General features: G+C 71.9%; 15 protein-coding genes and 1 pseudogene. 7 read left to right on the top strand and 9 right to left on the bottom strand.

Annotated elements, in window-relative coordinates; genetic code table 11:
- Positions 1-28: 28 nt before the first annotated feature.
- The 5 genes and pseudogenes from ACA511_RS35115 to ACA511_RS35135 form a co-directional block, all read right to left on the bottom strand.
- A complete protein-coding gene (locus tag ACA511_RS35115; protein ID WP_375029020.1) occupies positions 29-433 on the bottom strand; it encodes a ChaB family protein in 405 nt (134 codons plus the stop codon).
- A 69-nt stretch (positions 434-502) separates the two neighbouring features.
- A pseudogene (locus ACA511_RS35120) lies at positions 503-698 on the bottom strand (short-chain dehydrogenase); the annotation flags it as partial.
- A 72-nt stretch (positions 699-770) separates the two neighbouring features.
- Positions 771-917 (bottom strand): GPGG-motif small membrane protein, encoded by a 147-nt coding sequence (locus ACA511_RS35125; RefSeq protein ID WP_165959128.1) that lies wholly within the window; start codon positions 915-917, stop codon positions 771-773.
- Between the two features lie 97 nt (positions 918-1,014).
- Positions 1,015-3,234, bottom strand: a complete 2,220-nt coding sequence (locus tag ACA511_RS35130) for an anthranilate synthase component I (protein ID WP_375029021.1) — start codon at positions 3,232-3,234, stop codon at positions 1,015-1,017.
- 179 nt (positions 3,235-3,413) lie between these two features.
- Complete coding sequence (locus tag ACA511_RS35135) at positions 3,414-3,614, bottom strand: hypothetical protein (protein WP_375029022.1); 201 nt, start codon at positions 3,612-3,614, stop codon at positions 3,414-3,416.
- 182 nt (positions 3,615-3,796) lie between these two features.
- Between ACA511_RS35135 and ACA511_RS35140 the strand changes: the two genes are divergently transcribed.
- The 3 genes from ACA511_RS35140 (at position 3,797) to ACA511_RS35150 (ending at position 6,996) form a co-directional block, all read left to right on the top strand.
- Positions 3,797-4,042, top strand: a complete 246-nt coding sequence (locus tag ACA511_RS35140; protein WP_375029023.1) for a DUF3311 domain-containing protein — start codon at positions 3,797-3,799, stop codon at positions 4,040-4,042.
- A gap of 18 nt (positions 4,043-4,060) precedes the next feature.
- A complete protein-coding gene (gene mctP / locus ACA511_RS35145) occupies positions 4,061-5,656 on the top strand; it encodes a monocarboxylate uptake permease MctP (RefSeq protein WP_375029024.1) in 1,596 nt (531 codons plus the stop codon).
- 146 nt (positions 5,657-5,802) lie between these two features.
- Entirely contained in the window at positions 5,803-6,996 is a 1,194-nt protein-coding gene (locus ACA511_RS35150) for an acyl-CoA dehydrogenase family protein (RefSeq protein ID WP_375029025.1), read from the top strand.
- A gap of 39 nt (positions 6,997-7,035) precedes the next feature.
- Here the strand turns inward: ACA511_RS35150 and ACA511_RS35155 are convergent, their stop codons facing one another.
- The 4 genes from ACA511_RS35155 to ACA511_RS35170 form a co-directional block, all read right to left on the bottom strand.
- Entirely contained in the window at positions 7,036-7,683 is a 648-nt protein-coding gene (locus tag ACA511_RS35155) for a TetR family transcriptional regulator (protein WP_375029026.1), read from the bottom strand.
- Positions 7,684-7,838: 155 nt separating this feature from the next.
- Positions 7,839-9,068 (bottom strand): acyl-CoA dehydrogenase family protein, encoded by a 1,230-nt coding sequence (locus ACA511_RS35160; protein ID WP_375029027.1) that lies wholly within the window; start codon positions 9,066-9,068, stop codon positions 7,839-7,841.
- Between the two features lie 102 nt (positions 9,069-9,170).
- Positions 9,171-10,154, bottom strand: coding sequence for a glucosyl-3-phosphoglycerate synthase (locus ACA511_RS35165; RefSeq protein ID WP_375029028.1), 984 nt, complete (start codon positions 10,152-10,154; stop codon positions 9,171-9,173).
- Between the two features lie 139 nt (positions 10,155-10,293).
- The gene (locus tag ACA511_RS35170) at positions 10,294-11,730 is read right to left on the bottom strand and encodes a helix-turn-helix domain-containing protein (RefSeq protein ID WP_375029029.1); all 1,437 of its coding nucleotides are present in this window, start codon (positions 11,728-11,730) and stop codon (positions 10,294-10,296) included.
- A gap of 149 nt (positions 11,731-11,879) precedes the next feature.
- Between ACA511_RS35170 and aceA the strand changes: the two genes are divergently transcribed.
- The 4 genes from aceA (at position 11,880) to ACA511_RS35190 (ending at position 16,597) form a co-directional block, all read left to right on the top strand.
- The gene (gene aceA, locus ACA511_RS35175; protein WP_375029030.1) at positions 11,880-13,163 is read left to right on the top strand and encodes an isocitrate lyase; all 1,284 of its coding nucleotides are present in this window, start codon (positions 11,880-11,882) and stop codon (positions 13,161-13,163) included.
- 209 nt (positions 13,164-13,372) lie between these two features.
- Positions 13,373-14,893, top strand: coding sequence for a M1 family metallopeptidase (locus ACA511_RS35180; RefSeq protein ID WP_375029031.1), 1,521 nt, complete (start codon positions 13,373-13,375; stop codon positions 14,891-14,893).
- Between the two features lie 104 nt (positions 14,894-14,997).
- Positions 14,998-15,786 (top strand): ABC transporter permease, encoded by a 789-nt coding sequence (locus ACA511_RS35185; RefSeq protein ID WP_375029032.1) that lies wholly within the window; start codon positions 14,998-15,000, stop codon positions 15,784-15,786.
- Positions 15,779-16,597 (top strand): ABC transporter permease, encoded by an 819-nt coding sequence (locus ACA511_RS35190; protein WP_375029033.1) that lies wholly within the window; start codon positions 15,779-15,781, stop codon positions 16,595-16,597. Before ACA511_RS35185 ends, ACA511_RS35190 begins: the two co-directional genes overlap by 8 nt.
- The last annotated feature ends 2 nt before the right edge of the window (positions 16,598-16,599 follow it).

Below are 16,599 nucleotides of genomic sequence, written 5' to 3' on the forward strand. Positions count from 1 at the left end.
GGCGGCCGGGCGGGCGCCCGGCGACCGCTCAGTCCTGCTTGCGCGCGATGGCCTCGGCCAGCTCCGCCTTGCTCATCTTCGAGCGGCCCTGGACGTCGAGGCCGGCGGCGCGGTCGTACAGCTCCTTCTTGCTGCTGCCCTCGACGTCCACGCCGCCGAAGCTCCTGCCCTTGCCCTTGCGGGCGTCGGGGTTCTTCGCCCGGGGGTCGGACGGGCCCTTGCGGCCCTTCGGCACCCACCGGTCGCCGCGCTTCTCGAACCTGTGCTTGAGCGCCGAGTACGCGGTGCGGTGGGCGCGCTCTCCCTCGCCGTAGGTCTCGACCGCGGAGTCGTGGGCCTTGGCGAACGTCTCCTGCGCCTCCTTCGGGGAGCGCTGGATCGTGCCCGGCAGCTCGTCCTGGATCGGCTTGCCGCTCTTGGTCGTCATCGGCATGGCCGGCTCCTCCTTTCGGCTGTCAGAACGCGATAACCGGTCGGGGCCCGCTCAAACCGGCCCCCGGCGGGTCCCGGCGGCAGCCGGTTCGGCGGTCTCGCCGACGGTCTCGGGACGGCCCATCTCCGATCGCTGCGACCGGGTGGGCCGTCCCGTGACGTACACGGTCGCGCCCGCGGCTCCGAGCTCGGCGGCGATGCCGCGGCCCGCGCCGCGGGGTGCCGCCCGCGACCAGTGCGGTCTTTCCTGTCAGTGCACGGCTCATGGGAACGCTGGCGGCACCGAGACCCGACGGTTCACGTCAGGGTTCACGTTCCCGCCGCGCGGGGGAAGGGGGTCAGGTGAAGATGCTCACCCCGCCGGGGCCGACCAGCAGGCCGACCACGATCAGGACGATGCCCCAGAGGAGGTCGCGCCGGGCGAGGATCACGTAGATACCGGCGATCACCAGGATCACGGCGATGAGCCAGAGGATTGTCATCATGACCCCCGGCGTCCCCCAGCAGGATGCCAAGAAACCGCAATCTTGTATCGGATGACCGAATTATCCGTTATGTACGGGGTAAGGGGGCGCGCCCGCCTCAGCCGTGCGGACGGCTCAGCCGGAGCACGTTGGCGACGATCCGGTGCCCGGCGGTGCCCGCCGCGGTGAGGATCGACTCCGGATGGAACTGGACCGCCCAGCGCCGCCGCTCCGGGTCCTCGATCGCCATCACGACGTCCCCGGTCAGCGCCGTCACCTGGAACCCCTTCACCCGGTCCGGCGTGGCGTGCAGCGAGTGGTAGCGGGCCGCGGTGAACTCGTCGGGGAGCCCCTCGAACAGCCCTCCCCCGGAGCCGGCCGCCGCGACCTTCACCCGGCCCGGCTTGCCGTGCGACGGCTCCGGCAGCAGCGCCAGCTCGCCGCCCGCGTGCTCCACCATCGCCTGCAGGCCGAGGCAGACGCCGAAGACGGGCAGGTCCCGCCCGGCGAGCGCGTCCAGGAGCGCGCGGGTGCCGAAGTCGTCCGGACGCCCCGGGCCGGGCGACAGCACCACCAGGTCGGGGGCGTGCTCGTCCAGCATCCGCAGCGGGAAGCCGTGCCGCAGCGTGACCACGTCCGCGCCGTGCTGGCGGAAGTAGTCGGCGAGCGTGTTGACGAACGAGTCCTCGTGGTCGACGAGCAGGACCTTCAGGCCGTCCCCCGGCGGCGCGGGGAGCGGCGCCGCCCCGTCCGCCGCCCCGGCGTCCGCCTGGGACGCGGCGAGCGCCCCCAGCAGCGCGCTGGCCTTGAGGTGCGTCTCGCGCTCCTCCTCGTCGGGGTCGGAGTCGTACAGCAGCGTCGCCCCGGCCCGGACGGTCGCGACGCCGTCGCGGATCTGCGCGGTCCGCAGCGTCAGGCCGGTGTTCATCGACCCGTCGAAGCCGACGCAGCCGACGGCGCCGCCGTACCAGCGGCGCGGCGAGTCCTCGTGGTCCTCGATGAACTGCATCGCCCACGCCTTCGGCGCGCCGGTGACGGTGACCGCCCACATGTGGGTGAGGAACGCGTCGAGCGCGTCGAATCCGGGGCGCAGCCGGCCCTCGATGTGGTCCACGGTGTGGATCAGCCGGGAGTACAGCTCGATCTGCCGCCGGCCGAGGACGCGCACGCTGCCGGGCACGCAGATCCGCGACTTGTCGTTGCGGTCGACGTCGGTGCACATCGTCAGCTCGGACTCGTCCTTGGCGGACGACAGGATCGTGCGGATCTGCTCGGCGTCCTCCAGCGCGTCCGCGCCGCGCTTGATCGTCCCGGCGATCGGGCACGTCTCGACCCGGTCGCCGGTGACGCGGACGAACATCTCGGGCGACGCGCCGACCAGGTACTCGCCCTCGCCCAGGTTGAACAGGAACTCGTACGGGGCGGGGTTGGACTCGCGCAGCCGCTCGAAGAACGCGGCGGGCGAGTCGCACCGCCCGTACATCGCGTGGCCGGGCGTGACCTCGAACAGGTCGCCGCGGACGAACTTCTCCTTGGCCTCCCGCACCATCCGCGCGTACACGCCGGGGACGGGCTGCGCAGGCAGCGCGTCCGCCGGGACCGGGGCGGGCGTCGGCTCGGTGCCGCGCGGCAGGCCGGCGGTGCTCGACCCGCCGCCCCGCGCCCCGCTCGCCCCGCTCGCCCCGCCCGCCCCGCCGATCTCGAAGTCGTAGGAGATCCGGTGCGAGGTCTCGCGCTTGCGGTCCACGACGACCATCTCGTCGGCCAGGTGCAGGACGAGGTCGCGCTGGTCGTCCGGCCGCTCCAGCCGGGTCCGCAGCGGCTCGAACTGAAGCGACAGGTCGTAGCCGAACGCCCCGTACAGGCCGAGGTGCGGGTCGTCGCAGCCGAACAGGCCGACGACGGCGCGCAGGGCGGTGAAGACGGTCGGCTGGCGGCTACGCTCCTCCTCGGGGAAGAATCCCTCCCCCGCTGGGACGAAGACCTCGAACAGGTCGGCCTCGTCCGCGCGGACCTCGCCGGCGCCGCGGAGCACCGCGGCCACGGCCGGCAGGACGACCCGGCCGCGGCCGTTGAGGGCGCGCACGGCGACCGCCCGGCCGCGCGCGACGATCTCCAGGCAGGGGTCGACGTAGGCCATGTGCCAGCGGCTGTAGCGGCCCGGATACTCCATGCCCGAGCTGAGCACGCCGCCGCGCCGCTCCCCCACGGCGGCGACGAGGGCGTTCAGCACGCCGGACTTGCGCTCGGAGTCGACCGGGACGGCCGTACGGGTCACCCGTACGCCCCCGGCCGTGACGAACTCGCTGGTCAGCGCCTGCTGTGGGACGGTCTCCACCGCGGTGGCCCCTCTATCGGGCCCCCACCGGACGGCGCACACGAGAAGACGACCGCCGGTGAGGGCGGTCGCCTGGTCTGCGCATGCACGAACCGGCGCCGCCTCAGCGGCGCCACCACCACCGGGAGGCTGCGGTTCGCATGCGGCGAGGTTACCACGGGGCCGGGCGCAGGACCTGCTCACAGCACCGGAGCGCTCCCCTGACCAGGACGAACGGCGAGTTCGAGCTGCGCGGGGTCGATTCGCCCCATCCACTTCACGGACCCCGACGGCGTCCTGGTGGAGTCCGCGGCGTGGACGCGGGAGCCGAACCCGCCGGACGACGTCCGGCACGGGCCGAAGACCGCCGCCGACCGGACCGTCTGACCACTTCCTGACATTTCGTCATACGGATCCTGACCTGCTCCTCTCCGAGGTGGAACGATCCATCCAAGTCGTGCCGTGACCGAGATCACACTGTGATCATCGGACGTGTACTCTCGCCCGGCCGCGCCACCGGGCACGGCCCCGTCCCGCGGTCCGGGCGGACCGCGCGCGCGACGCACGACGAGGAGGACTCCCCTTGGCTCCCGATGCTCCGAAGGAACCCGCGCCGGCGGAACCGCCGCCCGCCACCCGCTCCGACCGCAGCGCCTGGAACTGGCTGCTGGTCGTCCCCGTCGTGCTCCCGCTGCTGACGTTCCTGTTCAACAGCGACGGCCCGCGGCTGGCGGGGTTCCCCGCCTTCTACTGGGTCCAGCTCGCCTTCATCCCGCTGGGCGTCGCCTGCACGGTCGTCGTCTACCGGCTGACCAGGAAGCGGGGCTGAGCCGTGGCGAGCGACCACATGACCGAGATCGTCATCTTCACCGTGCTCTTCCTGCTGGTCAGCGGGATGGGCTTCGTCGCGGCCCGGTGGCGGCGGCCCGACACCATGCACAACCTGGACGAGTGGGGGCTCGGCGGCCGCAGCTTCGGCAGCTGGGTCACCTGGTTCCTGATCGGCGGCGACCTCTACACCGCCTACACCTTCGTGGCCGTCCCGGCCCTGGTGTTCGGCGCGGGCGCGGCGGGCTTCTTCGCCGTCCCGTACACGATCATCGTGTACCCGCTGGTGTTCCTGTTCCTGATCCGGCTCTGGTCGGTGTCGCACGTGCACGGCTTCGTGACGCCGGCCGACTTCGTCCGGGCCCGGTTCGGCTCGCCGACGCTGGCGCTGCTGATCGCGATCACCGGCATCGTCGCCACGATGCCCTACATCGCGCTGCAGCTCGTCGGCATCGAGGCCGTGCTGAAGACCATGGGCGTGAACGGCCACTGGCCGCTCATCATCGCGTTCGTGATCCTCGCGGCCTACACCTACCAGTCGGGGCTGCGGGCGCCCGCGCTGATCGCGTTCGTCAAGGACGTGCTGATCTACCTGGTCATCATCGTCGCGGTGCTGTACATCCCGTCCAAGCTCGGCGGCTGGGGCGGCATCTTCGACTCGGCGAAGGCCAAGTTCGACGCGACGCCGAAGGCGGGCGACGGCATCACCATCGCCGCCGGCGGCCAGCTGAACTACGCGATGCTCGCGCTCGGCTCGGCGATGGCGCTGTTCCTCTACCCGCACAGCGTCACCGGCGTGCTGGCCGGCAAGAACCGCAACGTGATCAAGCGCAACATGGCGGCGCTGCCCGCCTACAGCCTCGTGCTCGGCCTGATCGCGCTGCTCGGCTACATGGCCATCGCGGCGGGCGTGAAGCCGATCACCACCGACGGCAAGCCCGACACCAACACCGCCGTCCCGGTGCTGTTCGACCACATGTTCCCGGACTGGTTCGCGGGCGTGGCGTTCGCGGCCGTCGGCATCGGCGCGCTGGTCCCGGCGGCGATCATGTCGATCGCGGCGGCGAACCTGTTCACCCGCAACATCTACAAGGAGTACCTGAAGCGCGACGCGACGGCGAAGCAGGAGGCCACGGTCAGCAAGCTGGTGTCGCTGGTCGTCAAGGCCGGCGCGGTGGCGTGCATCCTGGCGCTGGACCCGCAGTTCTCCATCGACCTGCAGCTCATCGGCGGCGTCATCATCCTGCAGACGCTGCCGTCGGTCGGGCTCGGCCTGATGACGCGCTGGTTCCACCGCGGCGCGCTCATCGCGGGCTGGGCCGGCGGCATGGTCGCGGGTCTGTGGATGGTGTACCGGATCCCGAACCCGGACAAGGGCAAGGACCACTTCGGCGGCTCCGCGTACCCGCTGAGCGACCTCGGCCTCGACACCAAGCTGACGATCTACGCCGGGGTGCTGGCGCTCGCCGTCAACGTCGCGGTCGCGGTCGTCGGCACGGTGGTCTGCAGGGCGGCCAGGCTGGCGGACGGCGTGGACGCCACCCGCGCGGACGACTACTTCGCCGACGAGGGCGACCCCAAGGTCAAGGAGCTGGACCTCACCGGCGCCACCTGATCCGTCCCCGGCACCGTCCAGGCGGCCCGCGGCCGGCGCTCCCGAGCGTCCGACCGCGGGCCGTTCGTCCGCCCGGACCCGCGCGGGCCCTTGCGCACCCGGCCCCGTTCCGGGACAGAATGCGGTTCTAGTCACCTGGAGGGATCATGAGCTTCGACGTCCCCGCGTCCGTGCGCCCGGTGCGCGACGCCGTCCACGCCTTCCTGACCGAGCGCGTCGAGCCCGCCGAGCGGGTGCTGCGCGCGGGCGGGGACGAGGCGGCCGCGCTGATGGCGGGCCTCCAGCGGGAGGCCAAGGCCGAGGGGCTCTGGGCGCTCGGGCACCCGAAGGAGCTGGGCGGCGGCGGGCTGCCGTTCCTCGACTACGTCTACGTCAACGAGGTCCAGGGACGCAGCGAGTTCGGGCAGGTCGCGCTCGGCACCTACACGCTCCAGGACTCGCTGATGCTGCACCGCCACGCGAGCGGCGCGCAGCGCGAGCGCTTCCTGAAGCCCCTCGTCCAGGCGGAGATCAACCCGAGCTTCGCGATGACCGAACCGGGCGTCTCCAGCTCCGACCCGACGCAGCTGACCACGGCGGCGACGCTGGAGGACGGCGAGTGGGTCGTCCGCGGCCGCAAGTGGTTCACCACCCTCGCCGACACGGCCGCCTACACGACGGTGATGTGCCGGACGGAGCCCGAGGGCACCTCGCCGTACCTGTCGTTCAGCATGATCCTCGTGCCGACGGACACGCCGGGGTACACGATCGTCCGCGACACCCCCGTCCTCGGCCTGGACGGCGGGCACTGCGAGGTGCTGTACGACGAGGTGCGCGTCCCGGAGGCGAACCTGCTCGGGCCGCGCGGGCACGGGTTCGTGATCGCGCAGGAGCGGCTCGGCCCCGGCCGCATCTTCCACTGCATGCGCTTCCTCGGGCAGGCGCAGCGCGCGTTCGACCTGATGTGCGCGCGGATGCACGACCGGACGGCGTTCGGCGAGCCGCTGCACAAGAAGCAGCTCCTCCAGCAGCACGTGTTCGACTCCTACGCCGAGATCCAGGCGTCGCGGCTGCTCACCCTGCAGGCCGCGCACAAGATCGACTCCGGGGACCAGGCGCGGGTGGAGATCGGCGTCGTCAAGGTGGTGGCCGCGCGGATGCTGCACAACGTGATCGACCGGGCGATCCAGGTGCACGGCGCCGAGGGCCTCACCGACGACACGCCGCTCGGCCACATGTACCGGCACGCGCGCGCCGGCCGGATCTTCGACGGCCCGGACGAGGTGCACGTGACGACGACGGCCCGCCGCATCCTGAAGGAGTACGGCGAGGGCCGCACCTGGGAGTTCGGCCTGCGCTGACCCCTCCGGAGGGCGCGCGTCCGCGGCCCGGCCGCCTCCTCAGGGAAGGGCCGGGCCGCCAGGCGGCCGGGGTGCGCGGGCACCGGACGCCGCGGCCGGGAGGCCGCCGAGGACGAGGTCGACGAGCCCGTCCACGACGGCCTCGCGCGGCACCTCCTCGGCGTGGTCGAGCCACCAGTCGCCGGCGGTCTGCACCATGCCGACGATCGCGTGGCCCCACACGTAGGCGCGGGTGGGGTCCGGCACCTCGGCCTCGGCGATCATCACCTCGGCCAGCTCCCGGCTCACGTCGCGGATCATCGTGCTCATCGCGCTGTGCGTGGCCGTGTCCTCGGCGCTCGCCCGGTGCATCAGGAACCGGTACAGGTTGAGGTTCTTGGAGATCGTCGCCAGGTAGGTGTCGATGGTGGAGCGGGTGCGGTCGCGGATCGGGTCGCCGCGGGAGAACTCCTCCCTGATGCCCTCGATCAGCTTGCGCGTATGGCGCTCGGCGAGCGCCTGGTAGAGGCCGCTCTTGGCGCCGAAGTGGCGGTACAGGATCGGCTTGCTGATCCCCGCCTCGGCGGCGATCGCGGCCATGGACGCCTCCGGCCCCTCCCGCTGGATGACCCGGTCGGCGGCCTCCAGCAGCGCACGCCGGCGGCCGGGGTCGCGCCGTGCACCGGGCTTGCCGGCCGCAGTCGTCATGGACAGCACGCTACCGAGGGTGTTACCGGGCGACAACACCGACTGGCCTGCACGGGACTCCGCGCAGGCTGCGGCCGTCCCCCGCGGGCGGACGGCGTCCCGCCGCCGGTGCCGGAACGCCGGCCGCCGGGAAGCCGCCGCCGCCCGCGCGAGCGCTACCTGACCGGCAGGCCGGTGACGGTGCGGCCGATGACGAGGCGCTGGATCTCCGAGGTGCCCTCGAAGATCGTGAAGATCTTGGAGTCGCGGTGCATGCGCTCCACCGGGTACTCGCGGGTGTAGCCGTTGCCGCCGAGGATCTGGATGGCCTCCTCGGTGACGTGCACCGACATCTCGCTCGCGATGAGCTTGGCCATCGAGCCCTCGGCGTTCTCGAAGTCCTTGCCGGTGCGGGCCATCCAGGCGGCGCGCCACACCATGAGGCGCGCGGCGTCCAGCCGGGTCTTCATGTCGGCGAGCTTGAAGGCGACGGCCTGGAAGTCGCCGATCTTCTTGCCGAACTGCTCGCGCTCGCGCGCGTACTCCAGGGCGTAGTCGTAGGCGGCGCGGCCGACGCCGAGGGCCATCGCGCCGACGGACGGGCGGGTCGTCTCGAACGTCTTCAGCGCGGCCTGGCCCTTGGAGCGCTTGCCCTCGCGGGTGCGCGCGATGCGCTCGTCGAACCTCTCCTTGCCGCCGACGATCAGGTGCGACGGGATGCGCACGTCGTCGAGCACGACCTCGGCGGTGTGGGAGGCGCGGATGCCGTGCTTCTTGAACTTCTGGCCCTGCTTCAGGCCGGGCGTGTTCGGCGGGACGATGAAGCTGGCCTGGCCGCGGCTGCCGAACTCGGGGTAGACCGACGCCACGACCACGTGGACGTCGGCGATGCCGCCGTTGGTCGCCCACGTCTTGGTGCCGTTCAGCACCCACTCGTCCTTGGCCTCGTCGAAGACGGCGCGGGTGCGGATCGAGCCGACGTCGCTGCCGGCGTCGGGCTCGGAGGCGCAGAACGCGCCCAGCTTGATGTCGTCGGGGGTGCCGAACATCTGCGGCACCCACTCGGTGGCCTGCTCGGGGGTGCCCACGGCGGCGACGGACGCGGCGGCGAGGCCGGTGCCCACGATGGACAGCGCGATGCCCGCGTCGCCCCAGAACAGCTCCTCGAACGCCACCGGGATGCCGAGGCCGGTCGGCTCCAGCCACTGCGTCGCGAAGAAGTCCAGCGAGTAGATGCCGACCTTGGACGCCTCCTGGATCAGCGGCCAGGGGGTCTCCTCGCGTTCGTCCCATTCCGCGGCCGCGGGCCGGATGACGTCCTTGGCGAACTCGTGCACCCAGTCCCTGACCTCGCGAACGTCCTCACTGGGCTCCAGCGAGAACGGCGCCTGATCCGCGCTCGTCATGATTATTCAACCCTTTCTCCAATATCGCTGTTACCAACGGTAGCACCAATGGGCGTTACCGTGGGTAACACCGTGCGCGGAGTCACAGCCGGACCGGGCCTGCTACCTGCGCCCGGGGGAGAAGGAGCGCGCGGCGGCGTAGCCGGGGACCTCGATCATCGGCGGGCGCTCCCCCACGGCGACGTCCGTCGTGCGGGCGTCGTGCCCGTCGGCGGTGCGCCGGAACCGGGTGAGCGCGGTGGACGGCGCCTCCAGCGGGACCATCCGGCCGTGCCGCTCCAGCCGCGACCATGCGGTCAGCATGATCTGCCCGGACATCGCGCCGAGCGCCTCGGTCGACTGGTGCGCGTGCACCCGGCGGCCGAGGTCGACCTGGGCGATCGCGTCGAGCCCGGCGTCCTGGTAGACGTCCAGCAGCAGGCCGAGCTCCACGCCGTAGCCGGTGACGAACGGGAGCCGCTCCAGCAGCGCGCGCCGCCCCGCGTACTCGCCGCCGAGCGGCTGCATGACGCCGGCGAGCAGCGGCCAGTGCATGTTGATCAGCGGGCGGGCGACCAGCTCGGTGACCCGGCCGCCGCCGCCCTCGACGCGGTGCTCGCCGTCCACGAGCGGGCGGTCGTAGCAGCCCTTGACGTAGCCGACGGACGGGTCGGTCAGCAGCGGGCCGAGCAGCCCCGAGACGTAGGACGAGGCGAACTCGCGCAGGTCGGCGTCCACGAACACGAGCAGGTCGCCGGACGTCGCGTACAGCGACTTCCACAGCGCCTCGCCCTTGCCGGACATGCGGCCGTGCCCGGGCAGGACGGCGTCCTGCGCGACCACGGCGGCGCCCGCGGCGGCCGCGACGGCGGCGGTCCGGTCGGCGGAGCGGGAGTCGACCACGAGGATCTCGTCCACCAGCGGGATCCGCTCCATCAGGTCGGTCCGGATCGCGGCGACGATCGCGCCGACCGTGGCCTCCTCGTCCCGCGCGGGGAGCACGACGCTGATCCTGGCGCCGCCCTTGGCGGCGAGCAGGAGGCGCGGCGGCCAGTCCTCCGCCCTGCTCGTGCGGCGGCTCGACCACGACGCGACCTCGGGCAGCACGCGCTCTCCCTCCCCTCTGGGCCGTCCCGGACCGGACGTCCCTCGTCTACAGGGAACGCCAGATCCTCCCAGATCATTCACCCCGTGGACGGGCGCCGGCGAACCGACCCGAAGAGTTGACGCGGGCGCAACACACCGGTCATTCGGCGGCGTGCTTGTCCAGGAACGCGTAGACGTCGGCCTCGTCCACGCCGGGGAACGCGCCGGGCGGCAGCACCGACAGGACGTGCGAGTGCGCGCGCGCCGACGGCCAGGCCATGCCCTCCCAGCGGTCCGACAGCTCCTTCGGCGGACGCTGGCAGCAGTCGCCGTCCGGGCAGGCCGACTTGACCCGCCGGGTCGTCTCCCGGCCGCGGAACCAGCGCGAGTCCTCGAACCGGACGCCCAGCGTGATCGCGAAGTCGCGCTCGTGGCTGGGGTCGATGTGGGACAGGCACCAGTACGTCCCCTTGGGGGTGTCGGTGTACTGGTAGTAGACGGAGAAGCGGTCCGCGGCGGTGAACACGTGCCGCCCGGCCCACTCCCGGCACATCCGCTGGCCCTCGATCGCGCCGTCCTCGTCCTGGGGGAAGGCCAGGCCGTCGTTGGCGTACGCCTTGTAGATGGTGCCGTTCTCGTCGTTCTTGGTGAAGTGCAGCTGGAGGCCGAGATGGTGGGTCGCCATGTTGGTGAAGCGGTGGGCGGCCATCTCGTAGGAGACGGAGAAGACGTCCGCGAGGTCCTCGACCGACAGCTCGCGCGCCACCTTGGCCTCCTGGAGGAACGGGACGACGCTGCGCTCGGGCATCAGGATCGCCGCGCCGAAGTAGTTGGCCTCGACGCGCTGGCGCAGGAAGTCGGCGAAGTCGCGCGGCTGGTCGTGGTCGAGCGCGATGTGCCCGAGGGTCTGCAGCAGGATCGTCCGCGGCGTGTGCATGCCGAGCTGCTCGCGCTCCAGGTAGATCCGCCGGTTGCGCAGGTCGGTCACGGACCGGACGGAGCGCGGCAGGTCCTGGACGTACTGGAGGCTGAACCCGAAGTGGCCGACCAGCGTCATCAGCAGGCCCTGCGACACCGCGCCGCGCCGGTACCCGACGGAGTCGAGGGTCTGGGACGCGACGCGCTCGATGTCGGCGAAGTGGTTGCCGCGCTCGTGCATCTGGCGGCGCAGCTCGGCGTTGGCCTTGCGCGCCTCCTCGGGGCTCGCGGTCGGCTTGGTGCGGCTGCGTTTCAGCTCCCCGTAGAGGGCGAGAATGTGCTCGATGACCTCGTTCGGCATCCGCTTGCCGACTTTGAGGTACGACAGCCCGAGCGTCCCGTACAGCGGGTCGCGCTGGGCCTCCTCCAACTGGATCTCCAGCTGCGCGCGGCGGCTCGGCGGCTGGCGGCGCAGCAGCTCCTCGACCGGGCACTCCAGCGCGGCGGCGAGGGCCTGCAGCAGCGACAGCTTGGGCTCGCGGCGGCCGTTCTCCAGCAGGGAGAGCTGGGAGGGGGCGCGGCCGACGCGCTCGCCGAGCTCCGACAGCGTCAGGCCGCGGCCGCGGCGCAGATGACGGAGCCGCTGCCCGAAGGTGACGAGGTCTACATTGCTCGTCAAGTTGAGGGGTTCTTCTGGTCGCAAGGTCGTCACCGCTTCATGGTACCGGAAATTTCGCAGTTCTTTCGTTACTCGCGAGTTCATTTAGGGGTTGCGACCGGGGCATAGTCGTTGCAAGCACCCAGGGGACGACACGGAAGGGCGAGATCATGAGCGACAGTCGCCTCAAGGGCGCAGCCGAAGAGCTGCAGCGACAGTGGGACACCGACGAGCGCTGGAAGGGCGTCGAGCGGACCTACACGGCCGAGGACGTCGTGCGGATCCGCGGTTCGGTCCAGGAGGAGCACACCCTCGCGCGCCTCGGCGCCGAGCGCCTGTGGAACCTCCTGCACGAGGAGGACTACGTCCACTCCCTCGGCGCCCTGACCGGGCTGCAGGCCGTCCAGCAGGTCAAGGCCGGCCTCAAGGCCATCTACCTGTCCGGCTGGCAGGTCGCGGCCGACGCCAACCTGGCGGGCCAGACCTACCCGGACCAGAGCATCTACCCGGCGAACTCGGTCCCGGCCGTCGTCCGCCGCATCAACAACGCGCTGCTGCGCGCCGACCAGGTCCAGTGGGCCGAGGGCGAGGGCGACACGCACTTCCTCGCCCCGATCGTGGCCGACGCCGAGGCCGGCTTCGGCGGCGTGCTGAACGCCTTCGAGCTGATGAAGGGCATGATCGCCGCGGGCGCCGCGGGCGTGCACTGGGAGGACCAGCTGGCCTCCGAGAAGAAGTGCGGCCACCTCGGCGGCAAGGTCCTCATCCCGACCTCGCAGCACATCAAGACCCTCAACACCGCCCGCCTCGCGGCGGACATCTCCAATGTGCCGTCACTGATCATCGCGCGGACCGACGCCGAGGCCGCGACCCTGATCACGACGGACGTGGACGAGCGCGACCGCGAGTTCACCACCGGCGAGCGCACCGCCGAGGGCTTCTACCGGGTCCGCAACGGCATCGAGCCCTGCATCGCCCGCGCCAAGGCCTACGCGCCGCACTCCGACCTCATCTGGATGGAGACCGGCACCCCGGACCTGGAGCTGGCCCGCAAGTTCGCCGAGGCCGTCAAGGCCGAGTACCCGGACCAGATGCTGGCCTACAACTGCTCGCCGTCCTTCAACTGGAAGGCGCACCTGGACGACGCGACCATCGCCAAGTTCCAGCGCGAGCTCGGCCACATGGGCTTCAAGTTCCAGTTCATCACGCTGGCCGGCTTCCACGCGCTCAACTACGGCATGTTCGACCTGGCGCACGCCTACGCCCGCGAGGGCATGACGGCCTACGTCGACCTCCAGGAGCGCGAGTTCGCCGCGGCCGAGAAGGGCTTCACGGCGGTCAAGCACCAGCGCGAGGCCGGCACCGGCTACTTCGACATGGTGAGCACCGCGATCGCGCCCGACTCGTCCACCACGGCGCTCAAGGGCTCCACGGAAGAGGGCCAGTTCCACTGATCCGCCCCGGCCGGCCGCGCCGCCGGCCCGACCCTCCGGTCTGATCCCCCCTGGGCCCCGAAGGCCCCCGCGTCCCTACACCCGCGGGGGCCTTCCGGTTGCCCGGCGCCCGTCCCGCACCGGCCACATGCGGCAACGGACCTCGACAACGCCCGCCGATCGGGGCATCGTGAGCGCGCTAGTTGATCACTCCCCAGAGAGGATCCCTGATGGCGCGTCACCCCCGGTTCATCCGGTCCCGGGCGATCCCCGGCCGGATGCTCCCGATCGCCGTCGCCGCCGTGAGCGTCGTCGCGCTCGCGCCCGCCGCCGCCGCGGACGGGCACGGCGACGGACACGGCCGCTTCACCCCCGGCGCCCCCGGAGTCGGCGACCCCTACTTCCCGCTGGAGGGCAACGGCGGCTACGACGTCCGGCACTACTCGCTCGACCTCGGCTACGACCCCGAGCACGACCAGCTCGACGGCACCGTGACCATCACCGCGCGGGCCACGCAGAACCTCTCCCGGTTCGACCTGGACCTGTCCGGCATGGACGTGGAGCGGATCTGGGTCGACCGGCGCCGCGCCGACTACACGCGCAGCGGCCAGGAGCTGGTCATCACGCCGCGGCACGGGCTGCGGAAGGGGTCGGTCTTCACCGCGGTCGTCGAGTACGGCGGCGTGCCCCAGACCATCGTGGGCTCCCCGATCGTGTTCGGCTCCCCGTACGGGTTCCTGCACACGCCGGACGGCGCGTTCGTCGGCGGCGAGCCCAACGGCGCCAGCACCTGGTTCCCGGTCAACGACCACCCGAGCGACAAGGCCACCTACGACTACACCATCACGGTGCCGGAGGGCCTGACGGCCGTCGCCAACGGACGCTCCACCGGGCACCGCTCGGCCGTCGCCTCGTTCAGCCGGCGGCCGGGCAAGACCCGCGCCGAGGTGTTCCGGTGGCACGAGGACAGCCCGATGGCGAGCTACCTCACCACGATCGACATCGGCAAGTGGGACGTGAAGCAGGGCCGCACGCCCGGCGGCGTCCCCAACTACACCGCCGTCGACCCCGTCCTGCTGAAGGACCAGCCGGACGCCGTGGACTTCTTCTACGGCACCACCAGCGAGGTCACGGACCTGTGGTCGAAGACCTTCGGCCGGTACCCGTTCGCCAGTACCGGCGCCATCGCCGACGACGCGCGCTTCGACGACCAGCCGCTCGGGTTCTCGCTGGAGACGCAGAGCAAGCCCGTGTACTCCGCGGTGCGCAGCACCGGGACGATCGCCCACGAGCTGGCGCACCAGTGGTTCGGCGACGCGGTCTCGCCGGCGCAGTGGAAGGACGTCTGGCTGAACGAGAGCTTCGCCACCTGGGCCGCCTGGTACTACACCGAGCTCCACGGCGGACGGACCGTCCACGACGCGGCCCGCGCGACCTACGCCGCCCGCCCGTTCCCCGACCGCGAGGGCCGGCCCTTCTGGTCGGTGCTGACGGCCGACCCGCAGCGCGACACGATGTTCAACGACCGCGTCTACAACGGCGGCGGCATGATGCTGCAGTTCCTCCGGGAGAAGATGGGCGACGACGCCTTCCTCACCCTGCTGCGGACGTGGTACGCCACCCACAAGCACGGCAACGCCCGGACCGGCCAGTTCACCGCCCTCGCGCAGCGGATCGCCGGCCAGGACCTGAGCACGTTCTTCGACGACTGGCTCTACTCCCCCGTCAAGCCCGACATCCCGCAGGACTGAACCGCCCGGAACCGCGCGACCGGGCCGCGGCGCGATCCGCCGGGGCCCGGTTCTGTGGCGGATTACGTGGTGGGCAGCCCTCCGCCGCCCTAGGCTTTCGGCAAGTGGGCGCTCTTCCGTGGGTGTGGTGGTACGGCTTCCGGCGGCACACCGCGTATCCGCTCGGCTCGCTGACCGAGTCCGTGACCAACACCATGTTCGGCTTCATGCGCGCCTACGTCCTGCTGGCGCTGTGGGACGTCCGGCCGTCGCTCGGCGGGTACGACGCCGCCGACGCCGTCACCTTCTGCTTCATCACCCAGGCGCTGATCGGGCCGGTGCAGGTCTTCGGCGGGCTGGACCTCACCGAGCGCATCCGCAACGGCGACGTCGCGATCGACCTGTACCGCCCGGTCGGGCTGCAGGGCTGGTGGCTGGCCGACGACCTCGGCCGCGCGGCCGGCTCCCTGCTGCTGCGCGGGGGCCCGCCGCTGCTGGCCGGCGCCCTGGTCTTCCCGTTCCGCACGCCCGGCCCGGCGGGCCTCGCCGCCTTCGCGGCGGCGGCGGTCCTCGCGGTGACGGTGGGCTTCGGGCTGCGGTACCTGGTGGCGCTCGGGATGTTCTGGCTGCACGACGACCGCGGCCTCACCGCGGTCATGCTCGTGATGTCGCTGTTCTTCTCCGGGATGATCCTGCCGCTGGTCGTCTTCCCCGGGCGGCTCGGCGCCGTCGCGCACGCGCTGCCGTGGGCGGCGCAGATCCAGGTGCCGGCGGACGTGTTCCTCGGCCGGCACACCGGCGCCGGGCTCCTCGGCGCGCTGGGCTTCCAGGCGATGTGGGCGGTGCTCCTGCTCGGGGCCGGGGCGCTGCTGACCCGGGCGGCGCGCCGCAAGCTGGTGGTGCACGGTGGCTGAACCCGTGGTGACCGGCACCGTGCGCGTGTACGGCGTGCTCGCGTGGGCGTGGATCCGGGCGGCGGCGCAGTACCCGGTGTCGATGGTGCTGCTGGCGCTCGCCACGGCGATCGTCACGGGGCTGGACGTCGCCGCGATCGTGCTGCTGTTCGCGCACGCCCCGCGCATCGCCGGGTTCGCGGCGCCCGAGGTCCTGTTCCTGTACGGGACGTCCGCGCTGGCGTTCGGGATCTCCGACATCCTGCTCGGCACCACCGAGCGGCTCGGCCACCACGTCCGGCAGGGAACGCTGGACGCCATGCTGGTACGGCCGGTGAGCCCGCTGGTGCAGATCGCGACGGAGGAGTTCTCGCCCCGGCGGTTCGGCAAGCTCGTCCCCGCCGTGCTCGTCCTCGCGTACGCGCTGACGAGGGTGGACGTGGCGTGGACGCCGGGCCGGGCCGCGATGGTCCCGGCCATGGTCGCGTCCGGGACGGCGATCTTCGGCGGGCTGTGGGTGCTGACCGGCGCGGTGCAGTTCGTGCTCGTCGACAGCCACGGCGCGGGCAAGTCGATGACCTACGGCGGCGCGTTCCTCACCCAGTACCCGATGACCATGTTCGCCCGCGACTTCGTGCGCGGGGTGACGTTCGTCGTGCCGCTGGCGTTCGTCAACTGGCAGCCCGCGCTGTACGTCCTGGACCGTCCCGACCCGCTCGGGCTGCCGGAGCCGGCGCGGTTCGCGTCCCCGGCGGTCGCCGTGCTCGTGTGCGGGCTGGGCGCCGTCGCGTGGCGGGCGGGCCTGCGGCGCTACCGATCGACAGGGAGCTGAGG

This window comes from Actinomadura sp. GTD37 (assembly GCF_041951365.1).
Lineage (GTDB): Bacteria > Actinomycetota > Actinomycetes > Streptosporangiales > Streptosporangiaceae > Spirillospora.

What these genes read in the sequence shown, in the direction of transcription:
- ACA511_RS35115 (WP_375029020.1), bottom strand. Translation starts at nt 433, where the DNA reads ATGCCGATGACGACCAAGAGCGGCAAGCCGATCCAGGACGAGCTGCCG.
- ACA511_RS35125 (WP_165959128.1), bottom strand. Translation starts at nt 917, where the DNA reads ATGATGACAATCCTCTGGCTCATCGCCGTGATCCTGGTGATCGCCGGT.
- ACA511_RS35135 (WP_375029022.1), bottom strand. Translation starts at nt 3,614, where the DNA reads ATGTCAGGAAGTGGTCAGACGGTCCGGTCGGCGGCGGTCTTCGGCCCG.
- mctP (WP_375029024.1), top strand. Translation starts at nt 4,061, where the DNA reads ATGACCGAGATCGTCATCTTCACCGTGCTCTTCCTGCTGGTCAGCGGG.
- ACA511_RS35150 (WP_375029025.1), top strand. Translation starts at nt 5,803, where the DNA reads ATGAGCTTCGACGTCCCCGCGTCCGTGCGCCCGGTGCGCGACGCCGTC.
- ACA511_RS35155 (WP_375029026.1), bottom strand. Translation starts at nt 7,683, where the DNA reads ATGACGACTGCGGCCGGCAAGCCCGGTGCACGGCGCGACCCCGGCCGC.
- ACA511_RS35160 (WP_375029027.1), bottom strand. Translation starts at nt 9,068, where the DNA reads ATGACGAGCGCGGATCAGGCGCCGTTCTCGCTGGAGCCCAGTGAGGAC.
- aceA (WP_375029030.1), top strand. Translation starts at nt 11,880, where the DNA reads ATGAGCGACAGTCGCCTCAAGGGCGCAGCCGAAGAGCTGCAGCGACAG.
- ACA511_RS35180 (WP_375029031.1), top strand. Translation starts at nt 13,373, where the DNA reads ATGGCGCGTCACCCCCGGTTCATCCGGTCCCGGGCGATCCCCGGCCGG.